General features: G+C 43.3%; 16 protein-coding genes. 11 read left to right on the top strand and 5 right to left on the bottom strand.

The window, feature by feature from the left end; genetic code table 11:
* Positions 1 to 543 precede the first annotated feature (543 nt).
* On the top strand, positions 544 to 669 hold the full coding sequence (locus tag IQ276_RS18720; RefSeq protein ID WP_073638940.1) for a photosystem II protein Y: 126 nt from the start codon (positions 544 to 546) through the stop codon (positions 667 to 669).
* Positions 670 to 847: 178 nt separating this feature from the next.
* Positions 848 to 2,185 carry a bifunctional folylpolyglutamate synthase/dihydrofolate synthase gene (locus IQ276_RS18715; protein ID WP_235115782.1) on the top strand — a complete coding sequence of 446 codons (1,338 nt, stop codon included), beginning with the start codon at positions 848 to 850 and terminating at the stop codon, positions 2,183 to 2,185.
* A gap of 43 nt (positions 2,186 to 2,228) precedes the next feature.
* Here IQ276_RS18715 and IQ276_RS18710 read toward each other — a convergent pair whose 3' ends face one another.
* A complete protein-coding gene (locus IQ276_RS18710; protein WP_193925546.1) occupies positions 2,229 to 3,527 on the bottom strand; it encodes an ABC transporter substrate-binding protein in 1,299 nt (432 codons plus the stop codon).
* 251 nt (positions 3,528 to 3,778) lie between these two features.
* Between IQ276_RS18710 and pilM the strand changes: the two genes are divergently transcribed.
* The 7 genes from pilM (at position 3,779) to cobD (ending at position 12,258) form a co-directional block, all read left to right on the top strand.
* Positions 3,779 to 4,885: a type IV pilus assembly protein PilM gene (gene pilM, locus IQ276_RS18705; RefSeq protein WP_190876870.1), complete on the top strand. Its 1,107-nt coding sequence runs from the start codon at positions 3,779 to 3,781 to the stop codon at positions 4,883 to 4,885.
* Between the two features lie 103 nt (positions 4,886 to 4,988).
* Positions 4,989 to 5,765: a PilN domain-containing protein gene (locus tag IQ276_RS18700; protein ID WP_193921338.1), complete on the top strand. Its 777-nt coding sequence runs from the start codon at positions 4,989 to 4,991 to the stop codon at positions 5,763 to 5,765.
* The gene (locus IQ276_RS18695) at positions 5,762 to 6,529 is read left to right on the top strand and encodes a pilus assembly protein PilO (RefSeq protein WP_190876851.1); all 768 of its coding nucleotides are present in this window, start codon (positions 5,762 to 5,764) and stop codon (positions 6,527 to 6,529) included. Before IQ276_RS18700 ends, IQ276_RS18695 begins: the two co-directional genes overlap by 4 nt.
* A 258-nt stretch (positions 6,530 to 6,787) precedes the next feature.
* Positions 6,788 to 9,121, top strand: coding sequence for a type IV pilus secretin family protein (locus IQ276_RS18690; RefSeq protein WP_193921334.1), 2,334 nt, complete (start codon positions 6,788 to 6,790; stop codon positions 9,119 to 9,121).
* A 327-nt stretch (positions 9,122 to 9,448) separates the two neighbouring features.
* Positions 9,449 to 10,099 (top strand): Uma2 family endonuclease, encoded by a 651-nt coding sequence (locus tag IQ276_RS18685; protein WP_235115781.1) that lies wholly within the window; start codon positions 9,449 to 9,451, stop codon positions 10,097 to 10,099.
* Positions 10,100 to 10,849: 750 nt separating this feature from the next.
* A complete protein-coding gene (gene hbs / locus IQ276_RS18680; RefSeq protein ID WP_015111786.1) occupies positions 10,850 to 11,134 on the top strand; it encodes a non-specific DNA-binding protein Hbs in 285 nt (94 codons plus the stop codon).
* Between the two features lie 26 nt (positions 11,135 to 11,160).
* Complete coding sequence (cobD, locus tag IQ276_RS18675) at positions 11,161 to 12,258, top strand: threonine-phosphate decarboxylase CobD (protein WP_235115780.1); 1,098 nt, start codon at positions 11,161 to 11,163, stop codon at positions 12,256 to 12,258.
* 31 nt (positions 12,259 to 12,289) lie between these two features.
* Here cobD and IQ276_RS18670 read toward each other — a convergent pair whose 3' ends face one another.
* Positions 12,290 to 12,442, bottom strand: a complete 153-nt coding sequence (locus tag IQ276_RS18670) for a hypothetical protein (protein ID WP_235115779.1) — start codon at positions 12,440 to 12,442, stop codon at positions 12,290 to 12,292.
* Between IQ276_RS18670 and IQ276_RS18665 the strand changes: the two genes are divergently transcribed.
* Complete coding sequence (locus IQ276_RS18665) at positions 12,441 to 13,895, top strand: dihydrolipoyl dehydrogenase family protein (protein WP_193925493.1); 1,455 nt, start codon at positions 12,441 to 12,443, stop codon at positions 13,893 to 13,895. The genes IQ276_RS18670 and IQ276_RS18665 overlap by 2 nt on opposite strands.
* A gap of 150 nt (positions 13,896 to 14,045) precedes the next feature.
* Here the strand turns inward: IQ276_RS18665 and IQ276_RS18660 are convergent, their stop codons facing one another.
* A complete protein-coding gene (locus tag IQ276_RS18660) occupies positions 14,046 to 14,756 on the bottom strand; it encodes a diacylglycerol/polyprenol kinase family protein (protein ID WP_235115778.1) in 711 nt (236 codons plus the stop codon).
* A gap of 110 nt (positions 14,757 to 14,866) precedes the next feature.
* On the bottom strand, positions 14,867 to 16,633 hold the full coding sequence (locus IQ276_RS18655; protein WP_235115777.1) for a DUF3685 domain-containing protein: 1,767 nt from the start codon (positions 16,631 to 16,633) through the stop codon (positions 14,867 to 14,869).
* 143 nt (positions 16,634 to 16,776) lie between these two features.
* On the opposite strand from IQ276_RS18655, the gene IQ276_RS18650 reads away from it, so the two are divergent.
* Entirely contained in the window at positions 16,777 to 19,758 is a 2,982-nt protein-coding gene (locus IQ276_RS18650) for a pentapeptide repeat-containing protein (RefSeq protein WP_235115776.1), read from the top strand.
* A gap of 146 nt (positions 19,759 to 19,904) precedes the next feature.
* On the opposite strand, the gene IQ276_RS18645 is transcribed toward IQ276_RS18650, so the two are convergent.
* Positions 19,905 to 20,351, bottom strand: a complete 447-nt coding sequence (locus IQ276_RS18645) for a Fur family transcriptional regulator (RefSeq protein WP_190876836.1) — start codon at positions 20,349 to 20,351, stop codon at positions 19,905 to 19,907.
* Positions 20,352 to 21,127: the final 776 nt, after the last annotated feature.

Below are 21,127 nucleotides of genomic sequence, written 5' to 3'. Positions count from 1 at the left end.
AAACTCCAAACTCCAAACTCCAAACTCCAAACTCCAAACTCCAAACTCCAAACTCCAAACTCCTAACTTCTAACTCAGCACTCCCAATGCCCAATAATTTAACGGGTCGCGGAAGTCCCCATCTTCAAGGTATTCCTAAGATGGGGATTGTGAGCGGCTGATGAGGATTGCATCTGGAATTGATTTAAAACGTTTGTAAAAACCAATTCCGGATGTATGACGAATCACCTTTTCTGGTAAACTAAGTATTATCTTGACCATCAATGCCATAAGCGAAAACCAAGCTAACAGGTATATGTTGCAAGAAAAAGATTTGGGTCTTGGGAACCAGGACTCCTGCCCTTGGAGGGAATGTAAGACTTTCTAGTACTACGAAGTTCTGGAGGCTATTCCCGGTGAATTGGGAAGCCCCGTCGGTCTTACTACAGGGTAGTTCACACATTCTTTACATATCGGCTGGGAAAAATTGCCCACTTCAGCTAAAAATAAAAATGAGAGCAGTTGACAAAACTTTAATTTCTACTTAAAAGAGGAGTTCTAGATATGGATATCGATTTTCGTTTAGCGATCGTTTTAGCACCAGTTGCTATTGCTGCTGGCTGGGCAGTGTTTAATATTGGCGCTGCGGCTTTAAGACAAATTCAAGGCTTTTTGGATAGAGAAGCCTAAATCCAGGTCATTATCCTTACTCTTCAACCGGCTGTTTCTCTTTAACTAGGACAGTCGGTTTTATTCATATTGGGCATAGGGCATTGGGCATGGGGCATTGGTTATTGTTTCTCCCCCTGCCTCCCCTGCCTCCCCTGCCTCCCCACTCCCCACTCCCCACTCCCCACTCCCCCTTCTTGTGGAGATCGATTCTGTAATCCAACCTCTTCAACGCTTTGGTGTCCATCTGGGACTCGATCGCATTGTCAATCTTTTGGCAAATCTCGGCAATCCCCATCACCAAGTCTCAGTAATTCACGTTGCTGGTACCAATGGCAAAGGTTCAGTTTGTGCTTATCTTTCCTCGGTACTTACTGAGGCTGGCTATCGTACAGGACGGTACACTTCCCCTCATTTAGTTGATTGGACGGAACGTATTTGTCTGAATGAACAGCCAATTTCTTCTGAGGAATTAAACCAATTATTTCAACAAGTACAAGCTGCGATTCTTCCTCATGAGGAATCACCAACTCAATTTGAAGTAATTACCGCCGCAGCTTGGTTATATTTTGCCCAAGCTAAAGTCGATGTCGCAGTAATAGAAGTCGGACTAGGGGGACGGTTGGATGCTACTAATGTTTGTTTAGAACCTTTGGTTACGATTATCACTTCCATCAGCCGGGAACACTGGCAACAACTCGGCCCGACTGTCGCTGACATTGCTAGAGAAAAAGCAGGTATTCTCAAACCGGGGCGTCCTGTTGTAGTTGGACAATTGCCACCAGATGCCGAAGATGTGGTGCGATCGCGTGCTTTAGAATTACAATGCCCAATTTTTATGCCTCAACCCGCCCGCCAAATCGCTACGGGATGGGCAGAATATGAAAGAGGGGGAGATGGGGAGATGGGGAGATGGGGAGATGGGGGGATGGAAGAATCACCTAATAAATCTATTAAATATCCTTTGCCGTTAGCGGGACAAATTCAGTTAACTAATTCAGCTTTGGCTTTAACTGCTTTAGAGATTCTTCAACAACAGAGTTGGCAGATTTCGGAAGCAGCCATCATTAACGGGATGGCGAAAACTAAATGGCCGGGGCGGATGCAATGGATTACTTGGAAAAATCATAAATTATTACTTGATGGTGCTCATAACACAGCCGCAGCCCAAGTTCTCCGGCAATATGTGGATAGTTTAGATGCAGTAAAACACAAACCCGTAAATTGGATTATGGGAATGTTTGCTGATAAAGATCATGCTGATATTTTTGCTGCTTTATTGCGAAGGGGCGATCGCCTTTTTTTAGTACCAATACCAGTAGAACCTTGGCCTGGTAGAACTTCTGCTGATTTAGAAGAACTAGCTAATCTAGCTTACAACCTTTGTCCAGAATTAAGCGATCGCCAAATACATCCAGATTTGCTCACAGCATTAGAAACCGCAACCTCAACCTCTACCAAAGACGATTTAATCGTTATCTGTGGTTCCCTTTATTTAGTAGGCGATTTTTTATCAACTACCAAATATAATTCGTAAATCATAATTACGAATTACGAATTACGAATTACGAATTACGAATTTATCTGTTGTCCCACTGTTGAGCAGCATCTTCTACAGCTTTATCTACAGTTTTTTCGCCTAACATTGCTGCTTGCAAGTTCTCGTAAACTGCTTTTTGCAGTTTATTAAAATCCTTCAAAGTAGGAGTTAATATTTCTGCTTGTTGCAGTTGTTTGGCAGTGATAACTCGTGCTTTGTCTATTGGTGAAGCATTAGCTGGAACATCTTTAAAGTAGCTATCAGATAATGCTTTGATTGTAGAAGGTAGAACATTTGCGGCTTTTGCAAAAGCTAACTGATTTTCGTCATTAGTAACAAATAAAGCAAACTTCACGGCGTTGTCAGGTTGTTTGCTGTCACGCGGAATAACTATGTTCATTACCGCGACATTTTTTTTGCCTGTGTCACCAGTGAGTTGGGGTGCTATTTCTGAAGCTTGAGCAATTTTCGGGGCATTATTAGCGATCGCTTTGAGAAACTCTGGCCCTGAAGCTAGAAGCGCCGTTTCTCCAGATTGGTATAAATCGATCGCGTGGCGATGTCCTTGAGTCAAAGCCTCTTTAGGCAGCAAACCTTTTTTATACAAGTCCACCCAATACTGAAATGCAGCTTTCCCTTGTGGCGAATTAAACGCGGCTTTACCTTGGGCATCTATTAAAGTCACTCCCATCTGCACAAAAGATTCCAGCACTTCCCCGGAATCTTGCGGTACAAATGTCACAAAAAAGGCATATTTCCCAGTCTTATCTTTAATTTGTTGCGCTATTTGTGCCAATTCTGCGTAAGTTGCAGGTGGTTTATTGATACCTGCCTGTTTTAATAAATCGGTGTTATAAATGGTTAACCGTGTGGTGAGATACCAGGGAATTCCAAAACTCTTACCATTAAGCGTGCTTGCCTTCCAGATATTCGGTAGATAGGAGGAGCGTACATCATTTGGAACCTTTGTGTCCAAATCTAACCAAGCATTCCGTCCCGCAAGTTGGGAAGCAAAACCGGGATTGAGATTAACAACATCAGGTGGCGTTTTTCCGGAGACAGCTGTTAATATTTTGTTCTCCATTGCTGCCCAAGGTACATCAACCCAGTTAACCTTTATACCTGAATTTTGCGTTTCAAAATTCGCAATCAGGTTTTTGAAGTAGTCAGTAAATTGAGGTTGCAGTTGCATCGTCCAAAACTCAACAGTTGCTACTCCTGAAGTAGTTTGTTTTGTATTTGTACCAACATTACCTGTACCACAACTTACAATCCAACTAGTTAACAAACCAAGCAGTACTAAAGCAGTAAGTTGTTTAAATTTTCGCAATTGAATCATCTTCCCAGTAATTTTACGCTTGTTCAGGGTGAAAATCTTATGCAGAATTGACGAGATTATAGGCTAAATCAATTACCAGTAGTAAAGATAACTAGGGACTGGGGACTGGGGAATGGGGAATAGGGAATGGGGAATGGGGAATAAGATTAAAAATACTATTTTCCAATCCCCAATACCCAATCCCCAGTACCCAATCCCCACTCCCCACTCCCCACTCCCCAATTCAATTTAGCAGTCCAGCGGGCACAACTGTGGTGAAAAGCTTCAATAGTCTGTTTGGCAAATCAAATAAAGGGGTCGGTATTGAACTCGCTCCCGAACGAGTAAATGTAGTTCAGCTACGCAAGCAGCGTCAAGGCTTAAAACTAGAAATTTTGACATCAGTACCAGTCCCCGAAGGCGTAGTTACCGATGGTCAAATTACCGACCCTCCAGCAATGGCGCAGTTAATCCAGGAAGCGCTAGCCCAAAGCAAAATCAAAGTTTCTCGTGTTGCTACCGGTGTACCAGGACGAGATTCTATTGTTCGTCTGATACCAGTGCCAGCAGAGTTAGATGACAAAGAACTGCGTGAAATGGTGCTAAACCATGAAGCAGGTTTGTATTTACCTTATCCTCGTGAAGAGGCTGATGTAGATTATCAGAAACTTGGGTATTTTGTAGATGAAGATGGCATTGAAAAAGTACAGGTACTGTTAGTTGCTACCCGCAAGGAGATAACAGATACTTACATCAGTACATTCGAGCAGGCAGGATTACAAATCGATGTTTTAGAAATTAACAGTTTTGCTCTCATTCGGACTATTCGCGATCAATTGCGACAATTTGGCCCGCAGGAAGCAGCAGTACTAGTTGATATCGAGTTCGACAGCACAGAAATTGCCATTATCGTGAACGGAGTACCGCAATTTTCCCGCACGGTACCCATAGGAACTTATCAAATGCAAACTGCCCTCGCTAGGGCAATGAGCTTACCTACATCACGAGATATGGAAATGTTACAGGGAATGGTCATTACCCCAACTCCCATAGATGGCGGCAAAACCGGCGTCACCGAACTTAATCCTGGTATGGCAGCCATCTTGAGAGTATTGGGGGAACTAACAGATGAACTGCGTCGTTCCATCGATTTTTACCTCAATCAAAGTGAAAATTTGGAGGTAGCACAAATTTTATTAGCTGGGCCTGGAGGCGGACTCCAACAGCTTGATGAATTCTTTACCCAACGGCTAAGTCTGCCAACTATCCAAATAGATCCAATTGGGGCTTTGTCTTTGGAAGTTGACAGCGACAAATATCCACAAGTACAACGGTCTGGGTTGGCGATCGTACTTGGTCTAGGAATGCGGGAGGTGTAGTAATTTTGGATTTTGGATTTTGGATTTTGGATTGTCTATTTTGACGATCGCGCTGTTTGAGAATTCTCAAACCATAATATTTATCTCTACTTGGTGTGAGAAAATGTACAGTTTGGATGTTAACTTTCTTAAAGATCGCCCAGCATATCAGAAAAAACCTGAGAAAAAGGGAGGAGTATCCCTACGTCTTCCTGGAGGGAATTTAACACCAATATATGTGGGAGTTGCACTTGGTGTAGGCCTACCAGGTTTATTAGGAGTTGGTTGGTGGTTGTTGCAAGGGAAGGTTGTTGAGCTAGATGGCACAATAGCACAGCTAGATCAAGAAAGCAAGAGGCTAGATACAGAGATCGGAAATCTGAATAAAATCAAGGCAGAGACGAGCGCAATTAAGGGGGAAACCCAGGCTTTAGTCACTGTATTTGACCAAATTCGCCCTTGGTCTGCCATGCTGCAAGATTTGCGCGATCGCATTCCCGCAGCAGTGCAAATTGAGAACATCAGGCAAATCCCACCCATTCCGGTGGCGGAAGGTAAACCACCCAATAATCCAGCAGGGGGATTAGAAATTACCGGATTGGCTCGTTCTTTTAACGATGTCAATGATTTCTTATTGAGTTTGCAACAGTCTCGCTTTTTAAAGTCTTCAGAAAGCAGAATTATTACGGCAAGCTTAGTAGACGCTCCCATCACATCAGGTGTAGCTCAACCAGCTCCTGGTGTAACAATTAAGCCTCCACAAGTCGTTAAATACACCATTCAATCGAGCATGAATGATGTTCCCGCTTCGGAATTAATTCGGGAGTTGGAGAAAAAAGGCACAGTGGGGCTGGTGACTCGAATTCGTACTATGCAACAAACAGGAGTCATTTCAAAATGACGCTGAGTGATGATTTAAATTTTGCCGAACACGCCGGAGAATTAGATGCAGCAACCCCAGCATCCCCTGTGCTATTTGGCATTGCTTTCACACCAAAAATTATTGGAATTTTAGTGGGGGTAATTGGTTTAGCTGGAGCAGGTTATATATTGTTAAACCTGTTGATGCCAGCTTGGGAAAGCTATCAGCAACAGCAAGCAAAAGCCACAGAACTCCAAGGGCAAATTGAGCAAAAGAAACTTAATATCAAACAGATTGACAAGGTGAAAGAGGAACTAGCACAGGCAAAACAGCAAAAAGTCCAGGTTTTAGGTTTATTTGCTAATGAGAAAACCTTGGATACATTGCTGTTGGATCTGAACCGCTTAGTTGAGTCTGGGAACGCTCAAACTCCGATTAGTGGAGTGAAAGCCAAACTCAAGAGGTTTGTGCCAGTTTCCCAAAAACCAGAACCAATTATCGATGGAAGTCTAGGAAAACAGGTTGACGGCAAACTGCAACGCAGCAGTATCAGTGCCGAAATTACAGGAACCTATGAACAAACACAATCGATAATTCGTAACATTGAGCGTTTACAGCCTTTGTTGATAGTTAAAGATTATCAATCAAATTTAGCTCCAGCTGAGTCCAGATCCCCAACAGATAAAACACCGGTGCGGGTCGGACCAGCAGCGATTAATACATCATTCCAATTACAGGTATTGATGCCACTTAGTCCAGAAGAAATAGCAGCCGCAGCAGCTAAGGCTGCACCCAAAAAGTAGTTAGGGGTTAGGAGTTATGAATTATGAGTGAGGAGTTAGGAGTGAGGAGTTATGAATTATGAGTTAGAGGTTAGGAGTTATGAATTAGGAGTTATGAGTTGTAAGTTACAAGCTACTATTAACTCGTCACTCCTCACTCCTAACTCCTCACTCCTAACTCCTCACTCCTAACTCCTAACTAATTTTAAACTCAGCACTCATAACTAACTACTCAAAAATTGCTTCTAAACAAGGTTTTATTTAGGTGAGGAATGAACTGTGAAACAGCTTCACGGTAATAGTTTTATATTAGGTACTGCTGCTTTTGTTTTTTTGGCAGCTCAACCAGTTTGGGCACAAATTGCTCAAGTTACTAATGTACAGTTAAATGCAGCTAATGGTGGAGTTAGCGTTGTTTTGAAAACTTCTTCAGGGTCGCGTCCCCAAGTTTTCACTACTAAAAGAGGTAAGAGTTTAGTTGCAGACATTATTAATACTCAATTACGATTACCACAAGGTAATAATTTTCGTCAAGAGAGTCCAGCACCAGGAATTGCTTCGGTAGAGGTTAGTCAACTTGATGCTAATAGTGTTCGGGTGACGGTAATTGGCAGCGACAATGTACCGGGTAGTGAACCAGTGGTGCGATCGCCAAATGGAATTACACTCAGCTTTAACCCATCTGGTGGCACCACGGCCGCCTCACCAACGCCAACAACGCCAACATCCACAGCGCCGCCTGCTTCTACTCCAGCCCAACCGGGTCAAAAGCCAGACGTTCTCGTTCCCAACCCCCAAGTCACCATCGACGGACAACCGGCACAAGCCGCCGGACCAGGTGAACCTGTGAGTCAAGCTCCACCTTTCTTACCCAGAGCCGTCGCCCCACCAGTGGGAGATATTGCGATTTCTGCTACCGATGCTTCTCCTAGCACCATTGACTTGGCAACACAGGAACGCGTACCCCGCTTAGTGCTGCGAGATGCACCAGTGCGCGAAGTTTTGTCATTGCTGGCTCGTGCGGCTGGTTTAAACCTGGCTTACATCGGCAGTGAGCAAGGTGGTGGAGGTCAGCAAGGTGCTGCTGCACAAGCAACCTCTCAAACAATCTCGTTAGATATAGAAAACGAGCCAGTGCAAGATGTGTTTAACTACGTCTTGCGCTTGAGTGGTTTAGAAGCCAACCGCAGTAATCGCACGATCTTTGTAGGGCCGAAACTACCTAATGCGACCCGTGACATGGTTATGCGTAGCCTGCGACTGAATCAGGTATCAGTGGGAGTCGCACTGAATTTTTTGGTCGGCTTGGGGGCAGAAAGTGCCGTCAGCCGCGAACGACAAGTTACCAGTGTTAGTGCTGTTCCTGTGGGTACTGGAGTTGCTCCCATCACTCAAACTCAGACGACCACGGAAAGCAGAGTTGAAACTCAACGTGTTAATTTTACAGACTCAAATCCATTACTCAGAGGTCTACAGGCATTAGGAGACGAGCGCACCAATTCTCTGACTTTAATTGGGCCTCCCAGGCTAGTTGAAATGGCAATGACTCAACTAACTCAGCTGGATATCCGGCGTCGTCAAGTCGTTGTCAACGTCAAGATTATCGATGTTAACCTCTTGAACACCCAGGACTACAACACTAGCTTTTCCTTTGGGGTTGGAAACAACTACTTTAGCAATGATGGTGGTGCAGCAACTCTGAATTTTGGTGGTTCCAGACCAGCTACAAGTAGTGAAGTGGCAAATAGTGTAACTGGTACACCAACAACCACTAATCCACTGAGTAGCTCGAATATTTTTCTGAACAACCCACAAGATGCCAATGGAGTTACGGGTACTGCGGGTGTTAGCTCCGATCCGACAAGGGCGGGTATTACAGCATTTACACCAGGAACTCCAGCATCTGGTAACAGTTCTGGAACTCCTCCTACCTATACATTTGAATTGCCAACGTTATATCAATTCCCTAAACGTTTTCTTGCTAGTTTGCAGGCTCAGATTACAAATGGTAACGCTAAGATACTGACCGATCCAACCTTAATTGTGCAAGAAGGTCAGCAGGCTAATGTGAAACTGACCCAGGAAGTCATAGGAAACGTTAAGAGCGAAACCACTCGTGGTGATGGTACCTCTATACAAACAGTTACAGCTGAAAAAACAGATGTGGGTTTAACCCTAGCTGTTAAAATTGACAGAATTGACGACAATGGTTTTGTTTCCTTATCAGTAGCTCCCGTTGTCAAAGCACCTCAATCTTCAGCTGTGCTGAATGTTTCAGGTAATGACCAAACAATATTTTTGGTGTCTGAACGTTCTCTGAATTCTGGCTTAATTCGCTTACGTGATGGTCAGACGCTAATTCTGAGTGGTATTATTCAAGACCAAGACCGGACAACTATCTCCAAGATTCCTATTTTGGGCGATCTTCCTTTAATTGGTTCGCTCTTTAGAAGTACAAACCGATCCAATGAGCGCAGAGAGGTAATTGTGTTGCTCACGCCTCAGATTATGGATGACTCTGAGAACTCCTCCTACGGCTATAACTACGCCCCCAGTCCACAGGTGCGGCAAATTCTTGAGCGTCGGGGCTTGAAGCTTCCTACTGGGCAGTAAGAAGGATAATCCACAAGGTGAGTCACTTCTGACAAAGGCTCAAATCCCCGACTTCTTAAAGAAATTGGGGATTTTCTTGTTCACCAGTAGAATTAAATGTCATTTAAGTGTTTCAGCCAAAACTGCATCTGGTGTTGATTCAATTTCTTCGATAAGTTGTTGTTTGATTGTCATATTCGCAGCTCTTTAACTAGGATTTTTTAGCAAATATACTTGGTCAATGAAATTTACTAGGGCTTAAGTAAGACACACTACTAGCATATTTATCCTTAACTGTAATATTAAGGGATACAGTACTGAAAAATGTTTGTTGTGGAGAACTGAACTATGGTGGCGATAACAACATCCGCAGAAAATAGAGTTTTACTCCACAACATTAGCTGGCAGACTTTCAAAACCATGCTAGCTGAAATGGGTTGTCAACGTAATTCCCGACTTGCTTATGACAATGGAACTATAGAAATTATGACCCCACTCATGCCGCACGAGAACTCAAACCGTATAATTGAAGGTTTTGTTGTTGTCCTGTGTGAAGAGTTGGGACAGGAAATTAGACGTGCTGGTTCATTAACTTTAACGCGAGATGATTTAAAGCAGGGAGCTGAGCCAGACAGTAGCTACTACATCCAAAATGAAGCGTTAGTTCGAGATAAAGAAAATATTTACCTCGCCACCGACCCGCCCCCAGACCTGGTGTTAGAGGTGGAATATTCGAGGTCTGCAATAGACAAGCTGAGGCTTTATGCTGCGATGGGAATTCCTGAATTTTGGCGTTATAACGGCAGTGTGTTGCGACTTTACACGCTTGCAGGTGGGCAATACTCAGAAGTCCAAACTAGCCCTACTTTTGCGCCTGTGTCAGTGAAGGAGATTCCCCGATTTATTCAAGAAGCTAAAAAAAATGGGGAGATTGCTACTACCCGTGCTTTTCGGGCTTGGGTGCAAGAGAATATTTCTAGTAAGGGGTCTGGGGGATGAGGGAGGTAAGAGAGCAGGGGGAGCAGGGGGAGCAGGGGGAGCAGGGGGGAGCAGGGGAGGCAGGGGGAGTAAAAAGGCAAATAAGCGTATTTTTTACTACCAAAACAGATTGCTTATACACTTATTTATTTCTCTTCCCCTGCCTCCCCTGCCTCCCCTGCCTCCCCTGCCTCCCCTGCCTCCCCACCTCACAAAATCGCATTGCTCCCGGAAGCCACAGAATTTATCTGTGGGGAATGCGTTACAAATCGTAATCTCTGACAAATTTTTACAGCTACATTTTCAGATACTTGATTGAGAAGACCTGCGACAAGGTGAAGCGATGCCAAAAGCCAGCTGCGCCAATGCACAAATTAGCTCACACCCCTGTCTCCTTGTCCCGTTGTCTGCCCACCTCCCTCATCCCCCTCATCCCTCTCATCTCCCTCATCTCCCCCTCTCCTGTTCCCCTCATAACTAGGGTTTTCACTAAGTATTTTTTCCTACTTTTATGGTCGTTTTTAGTGAAACAAGTACCCTAAAACAACAAAAAATCCTGAAATCTATATAAATTAATGGTTTCATCTATCCACATCAGGCTACAACGCCTTAGAATGATTCATTGAAAAGTCGAGCCGATGGGATGTACAGCCGTTTTGAGTAAAAATACTCCCAAAGGATGATTTTTGTATTTCTAACAACAGAGATTTCGGTACAGATGTATCAACATGCATCCGTAAAAAAATCTCAAGTAAACTTTAGGAGTTTGACATGAACAAAGGTGAATTAGTTGATGCCGTAGCTGAAAAGGCTAGTGTTACCAAGAAACAAGCCGATGCTGTTTTAACTGCCGCACTGGAAACGATTATTGAAGCGGTTTCCTCTGGTGATAAAGTAACGCTGGTGGGATTTGGTTCTTTTGAATCACGGGAACGTAAAGCTCGTGAAGGTCGCAACCCGAAAACAAATGAAAAAATGGAAATTCCCGCGACGAAGGTACCAGCCTTCTCGGCAGGGAAGCTATTTAGAGAAAGGGTAGCACCCCCAAAATCATAGGCTCTGTTTCAGGAAACCTTTTTTTGATGCGGCAACCAGCACACGGGGGAAATTTAGCCTGGGCAGCAGCACTGGCTGGCTGTCCCCCTGATGCTATTCTGGATTTTTCTGCTAGCATCAGCCCATTGGGACCGCCAAACAGCGCGATCGCTGCTATAATGTCTCAAATTGGTAATATTAAGCACTATCCAGACCCTAGCTATAGTGAACTGAGACTAGCTCTCAGTCACTTTCATGAATTGCCGCCTGAGTGGATTCTGCCGGGTAATGGCTCAGCAGAATTACTTACTTTAATAGGTAGGGAATTATCACAATTATCCGAAACAGTTTTAATAACTCCAGCCTTTGGCGACTACTACCGAACCTTGGCAGCGTGGAAGGCTAAAGTCCTGGAGTGTCCTTTGTCATTAGTCATTGGTCAAGAGTCATTGGTTATGAGTTCTTTGTCATTAGTTCTTGACAAAGGACAAAAGACTAAGGGCAAAGGACTATTGCTAAATAATCCGCATAACCCAACGGGGAAGCTATTTTCGCGGGACTCGATTTTGCCCTATCTAGAGCAATTTGCCTTGGTAGTGGTGGATGAAGCGTTTATGGATTTTGTGCCACCGAATGAGGAACAAAGCTTAATTGGGCTGGTGCAGGAGTATGCGAATTTAGTAATATTGCGATCGCTGACAAAATTTTACAGTCTCCCAGGACTGCGACTGGGATATGCGATCGCTCACCCCGACAGCTTGTCTAAGTGGCAGCTATGGCGTGACCCCTGGCCTGTAAACACGCTAGCGGTAGCGGCGGCAATTGCGGCACTCCAAGATAGGGAGTTTCAACAGCAAACCTGGACATGGCTACCACCTGCACGAAACCAACTGTTTCAGGGATTAGCTAAAATACCAGGATTGCAACCCCAAGCAAGTGCTGTTAACTTTTTACTGGTTGAGTCTCAACAATCGACTTCGCAGTTACAGCAAGAGTTACTCAAACACCATCAGATTTTAATCCGCGATTGCCTTAGCTTTAAAGAACTAGGCGATCGCTTTTTCCGGGTTGCTGTACGTGAAGAGTCGGATAACCAACGCTTACTCACAGCGCTAAATGAGTGGGGAGTAGGGAGTGGGGAGTAGGGAGTGGGGACTGGGGACTGGGGATTAGGGACTAGGGAGTGGGAATTAGGGAAGAGTTTTCCCAGTACCCAATACCCAGTACCCAATACCCAGTCCAGTACCCAGTACCCAATACCCAGTCCCCAATACCCAGTCCCCAATACCCAATACCCAGTCCCCAGTCCCCAATGCCCAAATGACACATGACTATTGATTACGATGTCGTAATTATTGGTGGCAGTCTTACTGGATATCACGCTGCCCTCGCTGCCAGCCAACTACGTGCTACAGTCGCCTTGGTGCAACCGGAAGTAGACTTCGGGTTTATTCATCATCACGCTCTGAGCGAAATTGCTAAACTGGCACAAAAATTGGGTAATGCAGCTGGTTTTGGTATTCATGCCACACACACTGATACCTCAGAAAAATGCCACATATCTCTGGCATGGCAGGAAGCGATGCTATATGCTCAAGCCGTTGCCTCAAATCTGGAAGAACAGCATTCTCCTGCCACCCTAGCCGCCCAGGGAGTCGATGTCATTGTTGGGACTGGGCAATTTCAATCCTCGTCCCAACTAGCTTTTGTTGTTAACAATCGCTTACTACGGGCACGGACATATTTGCTGGCTAGTGGTTCGCGTCCAGAAATTCCGGAAATTGAAGGATTAGAAGCTACGGGCTATCTTACGCTAGCTAATATTTGGCAATACCTAAATAAAGTGACCTTACCCAAAAATTGGGTAATTATTGGCGGGATTCCCCAAAGTATTGAAATCGCTCAAACTTTAGCGAGGTTCGGTTGCAATGTGACGCTGGTAGTCAAGCATCCCTATGTTTTACCTCATATTGACCCTGACATAGCCATAGTGCTTCAAGCACAGTTGGAAGTTGAAGGTGTGCGCGTCCTTACTGCCAAAGCAGTGACTCAAGTCAGACGAATTGATGATAAAAAGTGGCTTCAGGCGGGAGATAAAGCCATTGAAACTGATGAAATTTTAGTGGCGACTGGACAACAGCCAAATCTTGAATCTCTAAATTTAGCAACGGTAGGTGTGAAATGGCATGGGCGTCGTTTAGTAGTGAATGATAAACTACAAACCACCAATCACCGTATTTACGCTTGCGGTGATGTAATTGGTGGTTACGACTTTGCAAATATCGCTAATTATGAAGCAAAAATTGCTCTGAAAAATGCACTATTTTTCCCCAGGTTACGAGTAAATTATCGCTGCATTCCTTGGGGGATATTTTCAGTGCCTGTGATGGTACAAGTGGGTTTGACTGAAGCACAGGCAAAAGGCCAATTTCGCCGAGACGAATTTTTAGTTTTGCGACAATATTTTAAAACAGTGGCAGCAGCGCAACTCCGGGATGAAACCACTGGTATATGTAAATTAATTGTATTACGCAATGGCGAAATTTTGGGAGCTTCAATATTGGGGTCAGAAGCTGGAGAATTAATTAATTTGATTGCTTTGGCAATGTCCGAAAAAATTAAAATCAAAGATTTAGCAAATTTCTCTCCTATTTATCCCAGTTTTTCCGAAATTTTGGAACAAACTGTCAGAGAGTGGAATAAACAAAAGTTAAATAGCAACATTGCTTTGCAAGACTTATTGGAAGGGTTCTTTCATTTTCGCCGCAATTGGAATTTGTGAATTATTGGGAATGGGGAATGGGGAATGGGGCATGAAATAAAGCGGTTTTAGGTGATGAAAAAAATTATAGGAATTGTAGCGATCGCAGTTTTAGGATCGAAAAATTCAAAACTCAGAATTTGTAATTAATTACGAATTACGAATTACGAATTACGAATTACGAATTATTACCCAAACTACAGCCGCCGCCACTAATGGTACACTGAGGTTATCTGTGCCGTGGGGTGAGACTGCTTCAGCTAGGGTTGCAAAAGTAGCAGTTGCGATCGCCGTCAATAAAGCCCATCCCAAACCCAAAGGCATTGCTAGGGGGCTAAGGGACGAACCAGGAAGCAACAACAGCACTAAAAAAATCGCTGCTGTACTCGCCACAAACATCGCTGCTGAACCCTCCCAGGAACGCACAGAATTACCCACTTGGTATTTATGCTCCCCGAAGCGCCTACCGATTAATGCCGCCAGTGCATCACCCCAAGTCATGGCCATTATCCCAGCTACCGCAATTGGGACGCTATCTACTGGGCCATTTGGTCGCCACAGTAACCCAAATAGTAATGTCACGGAAATAGCAAAATAAACTGTACCAGGTGAACTATCTTCGGTATCCATTGCGCCAATCACCCGGTAGCGGTAGAACAGGTAATTGAGTGCGATAAACGTAGCAAAGGGTATAATTCCGATTTCCCAGCGATTAAACAGCAGCAGGACGCCAAAAACCCACATCCCTGCACCAACATGGATTACCTTCCGCGTCAAATCCGGCTTCACACCAAACAGCTTACGTAGTCCCTCGCCAACGACGAGTAGACTAGTTGCGTATACGTAAGAAACTACTAACCCGATAATATCGTTGTTTGTCATTTGTCATTGGGCATTAATCATTTGTACCCCTACCTCCCCCATCTCCCCCATCTCCCTCATCTCCCTCATCCCCCTCATCTCCCCACTCCCCACTCCCCACTCCCCATTCCCTATTTTCGTCTAAAGTTCTTTTCGATCAACGAAACACTACCAATACCTTGGAGAATACCACGACCGATTAAACCTAAACCACGACCGATTACTTGGGTCAAAATGAAGACAATACCGCTACCTAAAAAGGCTAATAGTGATTTTAAACGCGGTGCGATCGCATCACTGAATTCTAGAATCAATGTCACTAATAAAGGAATATTAGAAAGTTTTGCTAATTCCTGATTGCGCGGGGCATAAATTGAAGTTTTGGCAATGCCTCGTGGTGCAATTACAAATATTTCGTAGCGACTTTCAAAAATTGTCTGGGCTTCATTTATATAATTATTAAAACGATATTTCCATGACAATTCATTCCGAAATCTTTCAATTTCTCTTGTGGAAATCAATCGGCTACCATAAAAATTTTTCTTAATTATTTCTACATCTGCTAAGGAATTGAGCAGTGGTTGTATTACACCATTTGCTACCTGAATCAACAAGTTCTCTAAAATCATTGATGCTTGGGATTTTGCTTCAGCGCTGGTTGCTGGATAAGAAGCATTATCAATGTACATTTCTGTTTGAAATAGCAGATAACTATACAATTCAAAAACTAAGGGAATTTTATTGAGAATTTCTGCTTGCACAACCTGGGTATTTTGCAGCAACACATTCACAATTTCTATATTTTGTTTACCTAGCTTAATCAAAGAAAATTTGCCAAAAAAATCTGTTACTCCTGCTTGCCATAAATCCCTTGTTAGTGTACTTTTTACCCCGGATAATTGACTTATCTCAATTTGAGAAGCCCGCAATTCATCCAATTGTTGAGCTAGTTTTTGCAGAATTAAATAAAGTAATTCTCGCTTTTTTTGTTCGCGCAAAATGTCAATTTCTAAAGGTATATCTGTGACATTTTCTAAAGGAAATTGAAGTTTAGTAACACAAGATGCAAACAAAACAGATTGTAACGCTGCCGCAGTTAGCAGAGGTGGCTGCATTTGCGTTTGTTGAATGGCACTACTCAATGAAGGACTCACAGGCAGCTCATCAGCAACTTGAATATTGTCCTCTTGCCTTTCTTGTGGCGAAACCAGCAATTGATTGAGCAACCAACGAGCCGCTAGCAGTTCTCGTCGTTGTCCAGCCAGAATTGCCCGATCTAATACTGGTATTCCAGGTACTTGTAATTGTGCTGTTACTGACGCTAGGGTAGCGTTAATGTAATCAATTCCTGACAAACGTAAATTATTTCGCAGCTTGAAGAATGGGAGTGCGGAATCTGTAGAGACGCGATTCATCGCGTCTCGATTCATCGCGTCTGTGGGGGATGCTCCCGTTATTGTTGTTTGGGTTTGGTCAAACCAATAGGAACCACCAGTTGCAACTTGTTGCATGGCAATGACTAGCTCAGAAAGAGGTGTGCCTTTAGGAGAGTAACCATTTACACCAATAGATTTGGCAGCTAATAGTAATCCTTGTTCTTGAATAGAGCTGAGGAGGAAAATCGGCAGGTTGGGGTACAAGGCTCTCAGTTGCCGACAGAATTGCAATCCTAGCTGCTGGCTGGTAGTGGAGCGACCATTACCTAATTCCAAAACCACCAAATTCACCTGGTTAGGGTTAAGTTCTGCAATTTCTGCTAAAGTCTGCAAGGCAGCAGTATCAGTTTCTACCACTGCTGTAATTTGCAGGTCAGGAATTGCTTCTAGAGCTACCCGTAATCCCAGACGAAAAATCGGGTCTTGGTCGATTAACAGTAACTTTAAAGGGCGATCGCTCATAATCTACTCAATGAAACAATTACTGTTTTTTACTTATTAAAAAACAGTTTTGATACAAAACTTTGTCTTCCCCATTGTGACGTGTTTTCGGAAACTAAATAAATCGATCATAATTGCCATAGCAGCCTTGGGCGTGTAATTAGATGAACCTGAGTATTAGGCACTGGTTGGCAGAACGCAATATCGCAATTAATCAAATCAGCGGATTTTCAGCGGGGGAATTGGCAGGTATTGGCTACCGTATTGTTCAGGTTATGGAAGTCAAAAGCCTGACGCCTTTTGATATCTGTACTTTGGTAGAAGTCTTAGAACTACCCTTAAGTATTGTTTGCCAAGAAATTAGTATCATTTCCGAGTTGACAGCAAGCTTGTTGCGTAGCCTCAGCCAAAAAAAACCTTTAAAACGTAACGAAGGCACATGGTTAGCCTTTCAAATTGCTTATCTCCAAGCTTTGCAAGCAATTTTAAACCAGGAATCAAGCCTGCAAAGACTGTGGCTAGACCGAGCAAGAATACCTACCCAACCAAACATCACCCAAGAGGAACTCGGTAAAATCACTCTCCAAGATTCTCAACTGCAAGGACTACTGAAAACTCTCAGTCCTGCTAAATTAACTGACACTCAAGCTGAACAAGCACTGTCTTCGGTTGCTGACTCATTACTGGTACAACAAATAAATAATGCTGCTATGGCTTGGTTGGTGGCCAATGGTGCAGAGGAAGCTGAAGCTAAACTCATTACACAGCGTCTGCTTAACTCGTTTCCTGGTCACTTACTGATAGTAGTTACCGAAAATGCTGCCCCTTTAGCCCAACTGCAAAAATTTGTCCGATTGGGAATTTCATCAGTTGGTTCTACCGTGGCTGATAAAATTGACTTCCACCGAGAACATTACCGTGCAAGTTTGATTCAAAATCTGAGTCTGCCGTTGCTCACAGAATATTTTGCTCTTAAGGATATTTATGTCCAACAAAAAGGCTTACCAGTAGAGGAAAGCATTTCTGATCAAGATAACAAAAATCCCAAGCCAGTTGATTTAAAAACATGGGCACAACAACAGCTAGCTGATTTAGAAACCATCGCTGTGATTGAGTCGGAACCTGGTTATGGAAAAACTAGTTTTTGCCAAGTTTGGGCTGCACAAATTGCACAAGAATTTTACCCTGAATGGATGCCGATACTAATTAGTTTGCGAGATATAACATACAGCAAAACTTTTACTGAAACTCTCAATTCCGCTTTTTCTGTTAATCTTTCAACTTGGTTAGAACAAGAAAATCCTCGGTGTTTGTTGCTGCTGGATGGTTTGGATGAACTACCTCTTTCTGCTCAGGGTATTAGAGCAAAAGCAATTTTTCTTCAGCAATTACTCAACTTTCAGTCTCAGCGTCGCCACAAAATTGTATTAACAAGTCGGTCAAATACGTTACAGGAAATTGAACCGGAAGTAGTATTTTTATGCAAGCGAATTACTATCCAGCCGTTCGATGTGGAAGAACTAAAACAATGGTTTCAGCAGTGGACAAAAGTACAATCGTTGCCGATTGCTCAAAATTTCTTTACATTCTTAAAACAGGCGGGGTTATTTGGCAAATCAAAGTTTGCAGAATTATCTGTCCTTGTCCGTCAACCTTTAATGCTGCATTTATTGGGAATTTTACACCGTGAGGGACAGCTAGATGATGAGTTATTGCAATTATCTAGTAAGGCTACTTTGTTATGGGAAATTCATCATCGGTTGAGTCGCTGGTTGTTAGGCTATCCGCTAACTGGTGGGATGAAAACGATGCTGTTGCGATCGGGATTTGCTCATATCCACCGGACTCCAGAAGCGATCGCTAATTTACTCGGCGATCGCCATCCCCAAGATTTAGTTGAGCAAATGCAAGCGATCGCTCTGAAAATCTTACAATCCCAGGGTTATCAGGTCAATGAGGAATCGAAGAATTTACCAGGGTTTTATTTTGAAGTTCAGGGTTGGAAAATGTCACGCAGAGGCGCAGAGGCGCAAAGTAATTTAATTGAGTTTTCGCATACTAAGTTGGGAGAATATCTTTGTGGGGAGGCTGTTGCTGGTGAGTTGAAATTGTTGACTCGATACCGAGATCGGGGTTATGGGACGCTGAGTTTTGTGCTTGATTCTCCCAGTGGTGTAGCCGAGTATATTTATAAGTTACTGGGTTATGGGATACTTAGTCAGGAAATTGAAGAACTGGCGATCGAGGGATTACGCAAAGAGCAAAAAGGCCGGTTTTCTTTTGAAATTTTGTTTCAACGTCTTTTGTCTTTTTGGCGTGCTTATTGTCAAGGACGTTGGTTAGATGAGGGAATAGCACATAAAGCTTTGACTCATTTTCACGCACTGCAAAATCCTGTGAATGTTGAGCAGGTAAATGCTGCGGTGGGATTGAATGTGTTTTTATTGCTTTGTGCTTGCTACCGGGAAACAAAAATTCCTTTTTGGCCTTGTGGTAATCCAATCAATTTGACAGAATTCAATCCGCAGGCCTTAAGTGCGCTAATTGCGAGAACAACGGTTTTACATAAAAGCGCCTTCACAACCCGAATAAATTCTCTGGCTGGACTCAATCTATCGGGAGCCTCTTTATTTCAAGTGGCGTTAACTCAAATAAATCTTGAGCAAACAAACTTATCTAATGCGGAGTTAATCGGGGCGAATTTCGCAGGCGCAAACTTGCACCAGGCTAATCTTACAGGCGCAAATCTTCAACAGGCAAATCTTGCAGGCGCAAATCTCCAACAGGCAAATCTCACAGGCGCGAACCTCCAACAGGCAAACCTAATAGGTGTAAATTTGAATTTTGCCAATCTCACCAATGCCTGCTTATTTGATGCCGTTCTTACTGAGGCTAACAAAAAATTGGCCGCCGATAATGGTGCTTTGTTCTCCAAAGATTCATTTCAAAAACTGAAAAATTTGCGATCGCCTACAGCAGGGCGTAGCCCATTGCAGCAACCCTTATTCAACAGCGAAAAAATCGCGCCAAACACAAATGTTAATTGGAACAATCCCGCGACAATCGGACTAATTGAAAGCTGCGAAGGCACAATTTTACCAGTAGATTTATATGATGATGACCCAGTTGATGAAACTATTTTTTAGGGACTGGGGACTGGGGACTGGGGACTGGGGACTGGGGACTGGGAGAGATGGAGAGATGGTAGAGAGAATTTCACCCTACCACCCCACCCACATATCCCCAATCCCCAATCCCCAATCCCCAATCCCCAATCCCCAATCCCCAATCCCTAGCCTTCTTGCGAATTCCGGTAACCATAAAAGTTAATACTATACTCAGTAATTTTTACTCCTGTTTGTTCTTCAACTTGGCGGATAAAATCTTCTGGCAGTTGCACGTGAACGTCCAGAATTTGATTTGTATCTATACAGTTGACATGACTGTGAGAATCACTGATGTTTCCGTATAAACGCCCGTCGCATCGTTCAATACACTCAATGATGCCTTGACTTGATAATGCTTCTAAATTTTGATACACCGAAGTATGACCGATTTCTTTGCCTTGTTGGTTTAAGCGATCGTAAATCTCTCTAGCAGAAAGATGTTCGTTGGCTTGCCAAAGTAGTTCCAGAATAAAGCGACGCTGGCGGCTGACGCGCATACCCAGGACTTGACAGCGATCGAGCGCATCTTCTAGTGAACGAATTGGCCTTGTAGAAATTGTTTGTTTTTGCATATTACAGCTTGTTAACTGTTGTGGGAATTTTCCCATCTCAATGTTTATTGGTTATTCGATATATGCATGGTTATTGCACACAATTTTTATACCTGTACTTGTGTTTTGGCTTTTGATGCTGCGGAAGTGACAGGTTGCAATAATGATTTTTTTGCTTTTGATGGTTACTTTTTCAGACCTTAATCTAAAACAAACTCATTACAACTTTAGCTTAAAAATGTAGTAAATGTCTACTATGGGGCACGTGCAATGCCTACCCCGTAGTAGACACCTTAATATTGAACGTTTATTAACACGAAAGAATTAAGGACTACATACTTAAGCTCAAAAACATCTAAGGGACTTCCAATAAAAAAAACGTCCCATCCCTGCGGGACGCTCTGCGAACGTAGGGTAAAACAGCTGTGCTACCCGAAAAATGTACAAATAATTTGGAACAATTTATTTTTTGGAAGTCCCTAAGCAAGATTTGCAGTACTTATACAGAGGTATAAATGTTTGCCAAAGTATAAACTGAATCTGGAAAAGATGATTATAGTAAATTTATATACTCTATTGATGTGAATAACTCGGTAGAGTATTTTTGTGAAAGTGCGCCTAATGTAAGCGATCGCCTCCTCCGGCTCAACTGGCTTTTGGATAACTGCCCTCATTATCACATCAGACTGCTGATTTAAAAACGCCCAAACCAAGTATTAAAGGATAAGAATCCTTTAGATGCCTTTGTCCTGTACAGTCCCCTACCTCAAATCTAGGATTTAGTGATCACTTGTTTT

The sequence above is a fragment of the Desmonostoc muscorum LEGE 12446 genome, assembly GCF_015207005.2.
GTDB classification, from domain to species: Bacteria; Cyanobacteriota; Cyanobacteriia; order Cyanobacteriales; family Nostocaceae; genus Nostoc; species Nostoc muscorum.
This window is presented reverse-complemented; position numbering and strand designations above follow the sequence as displayed.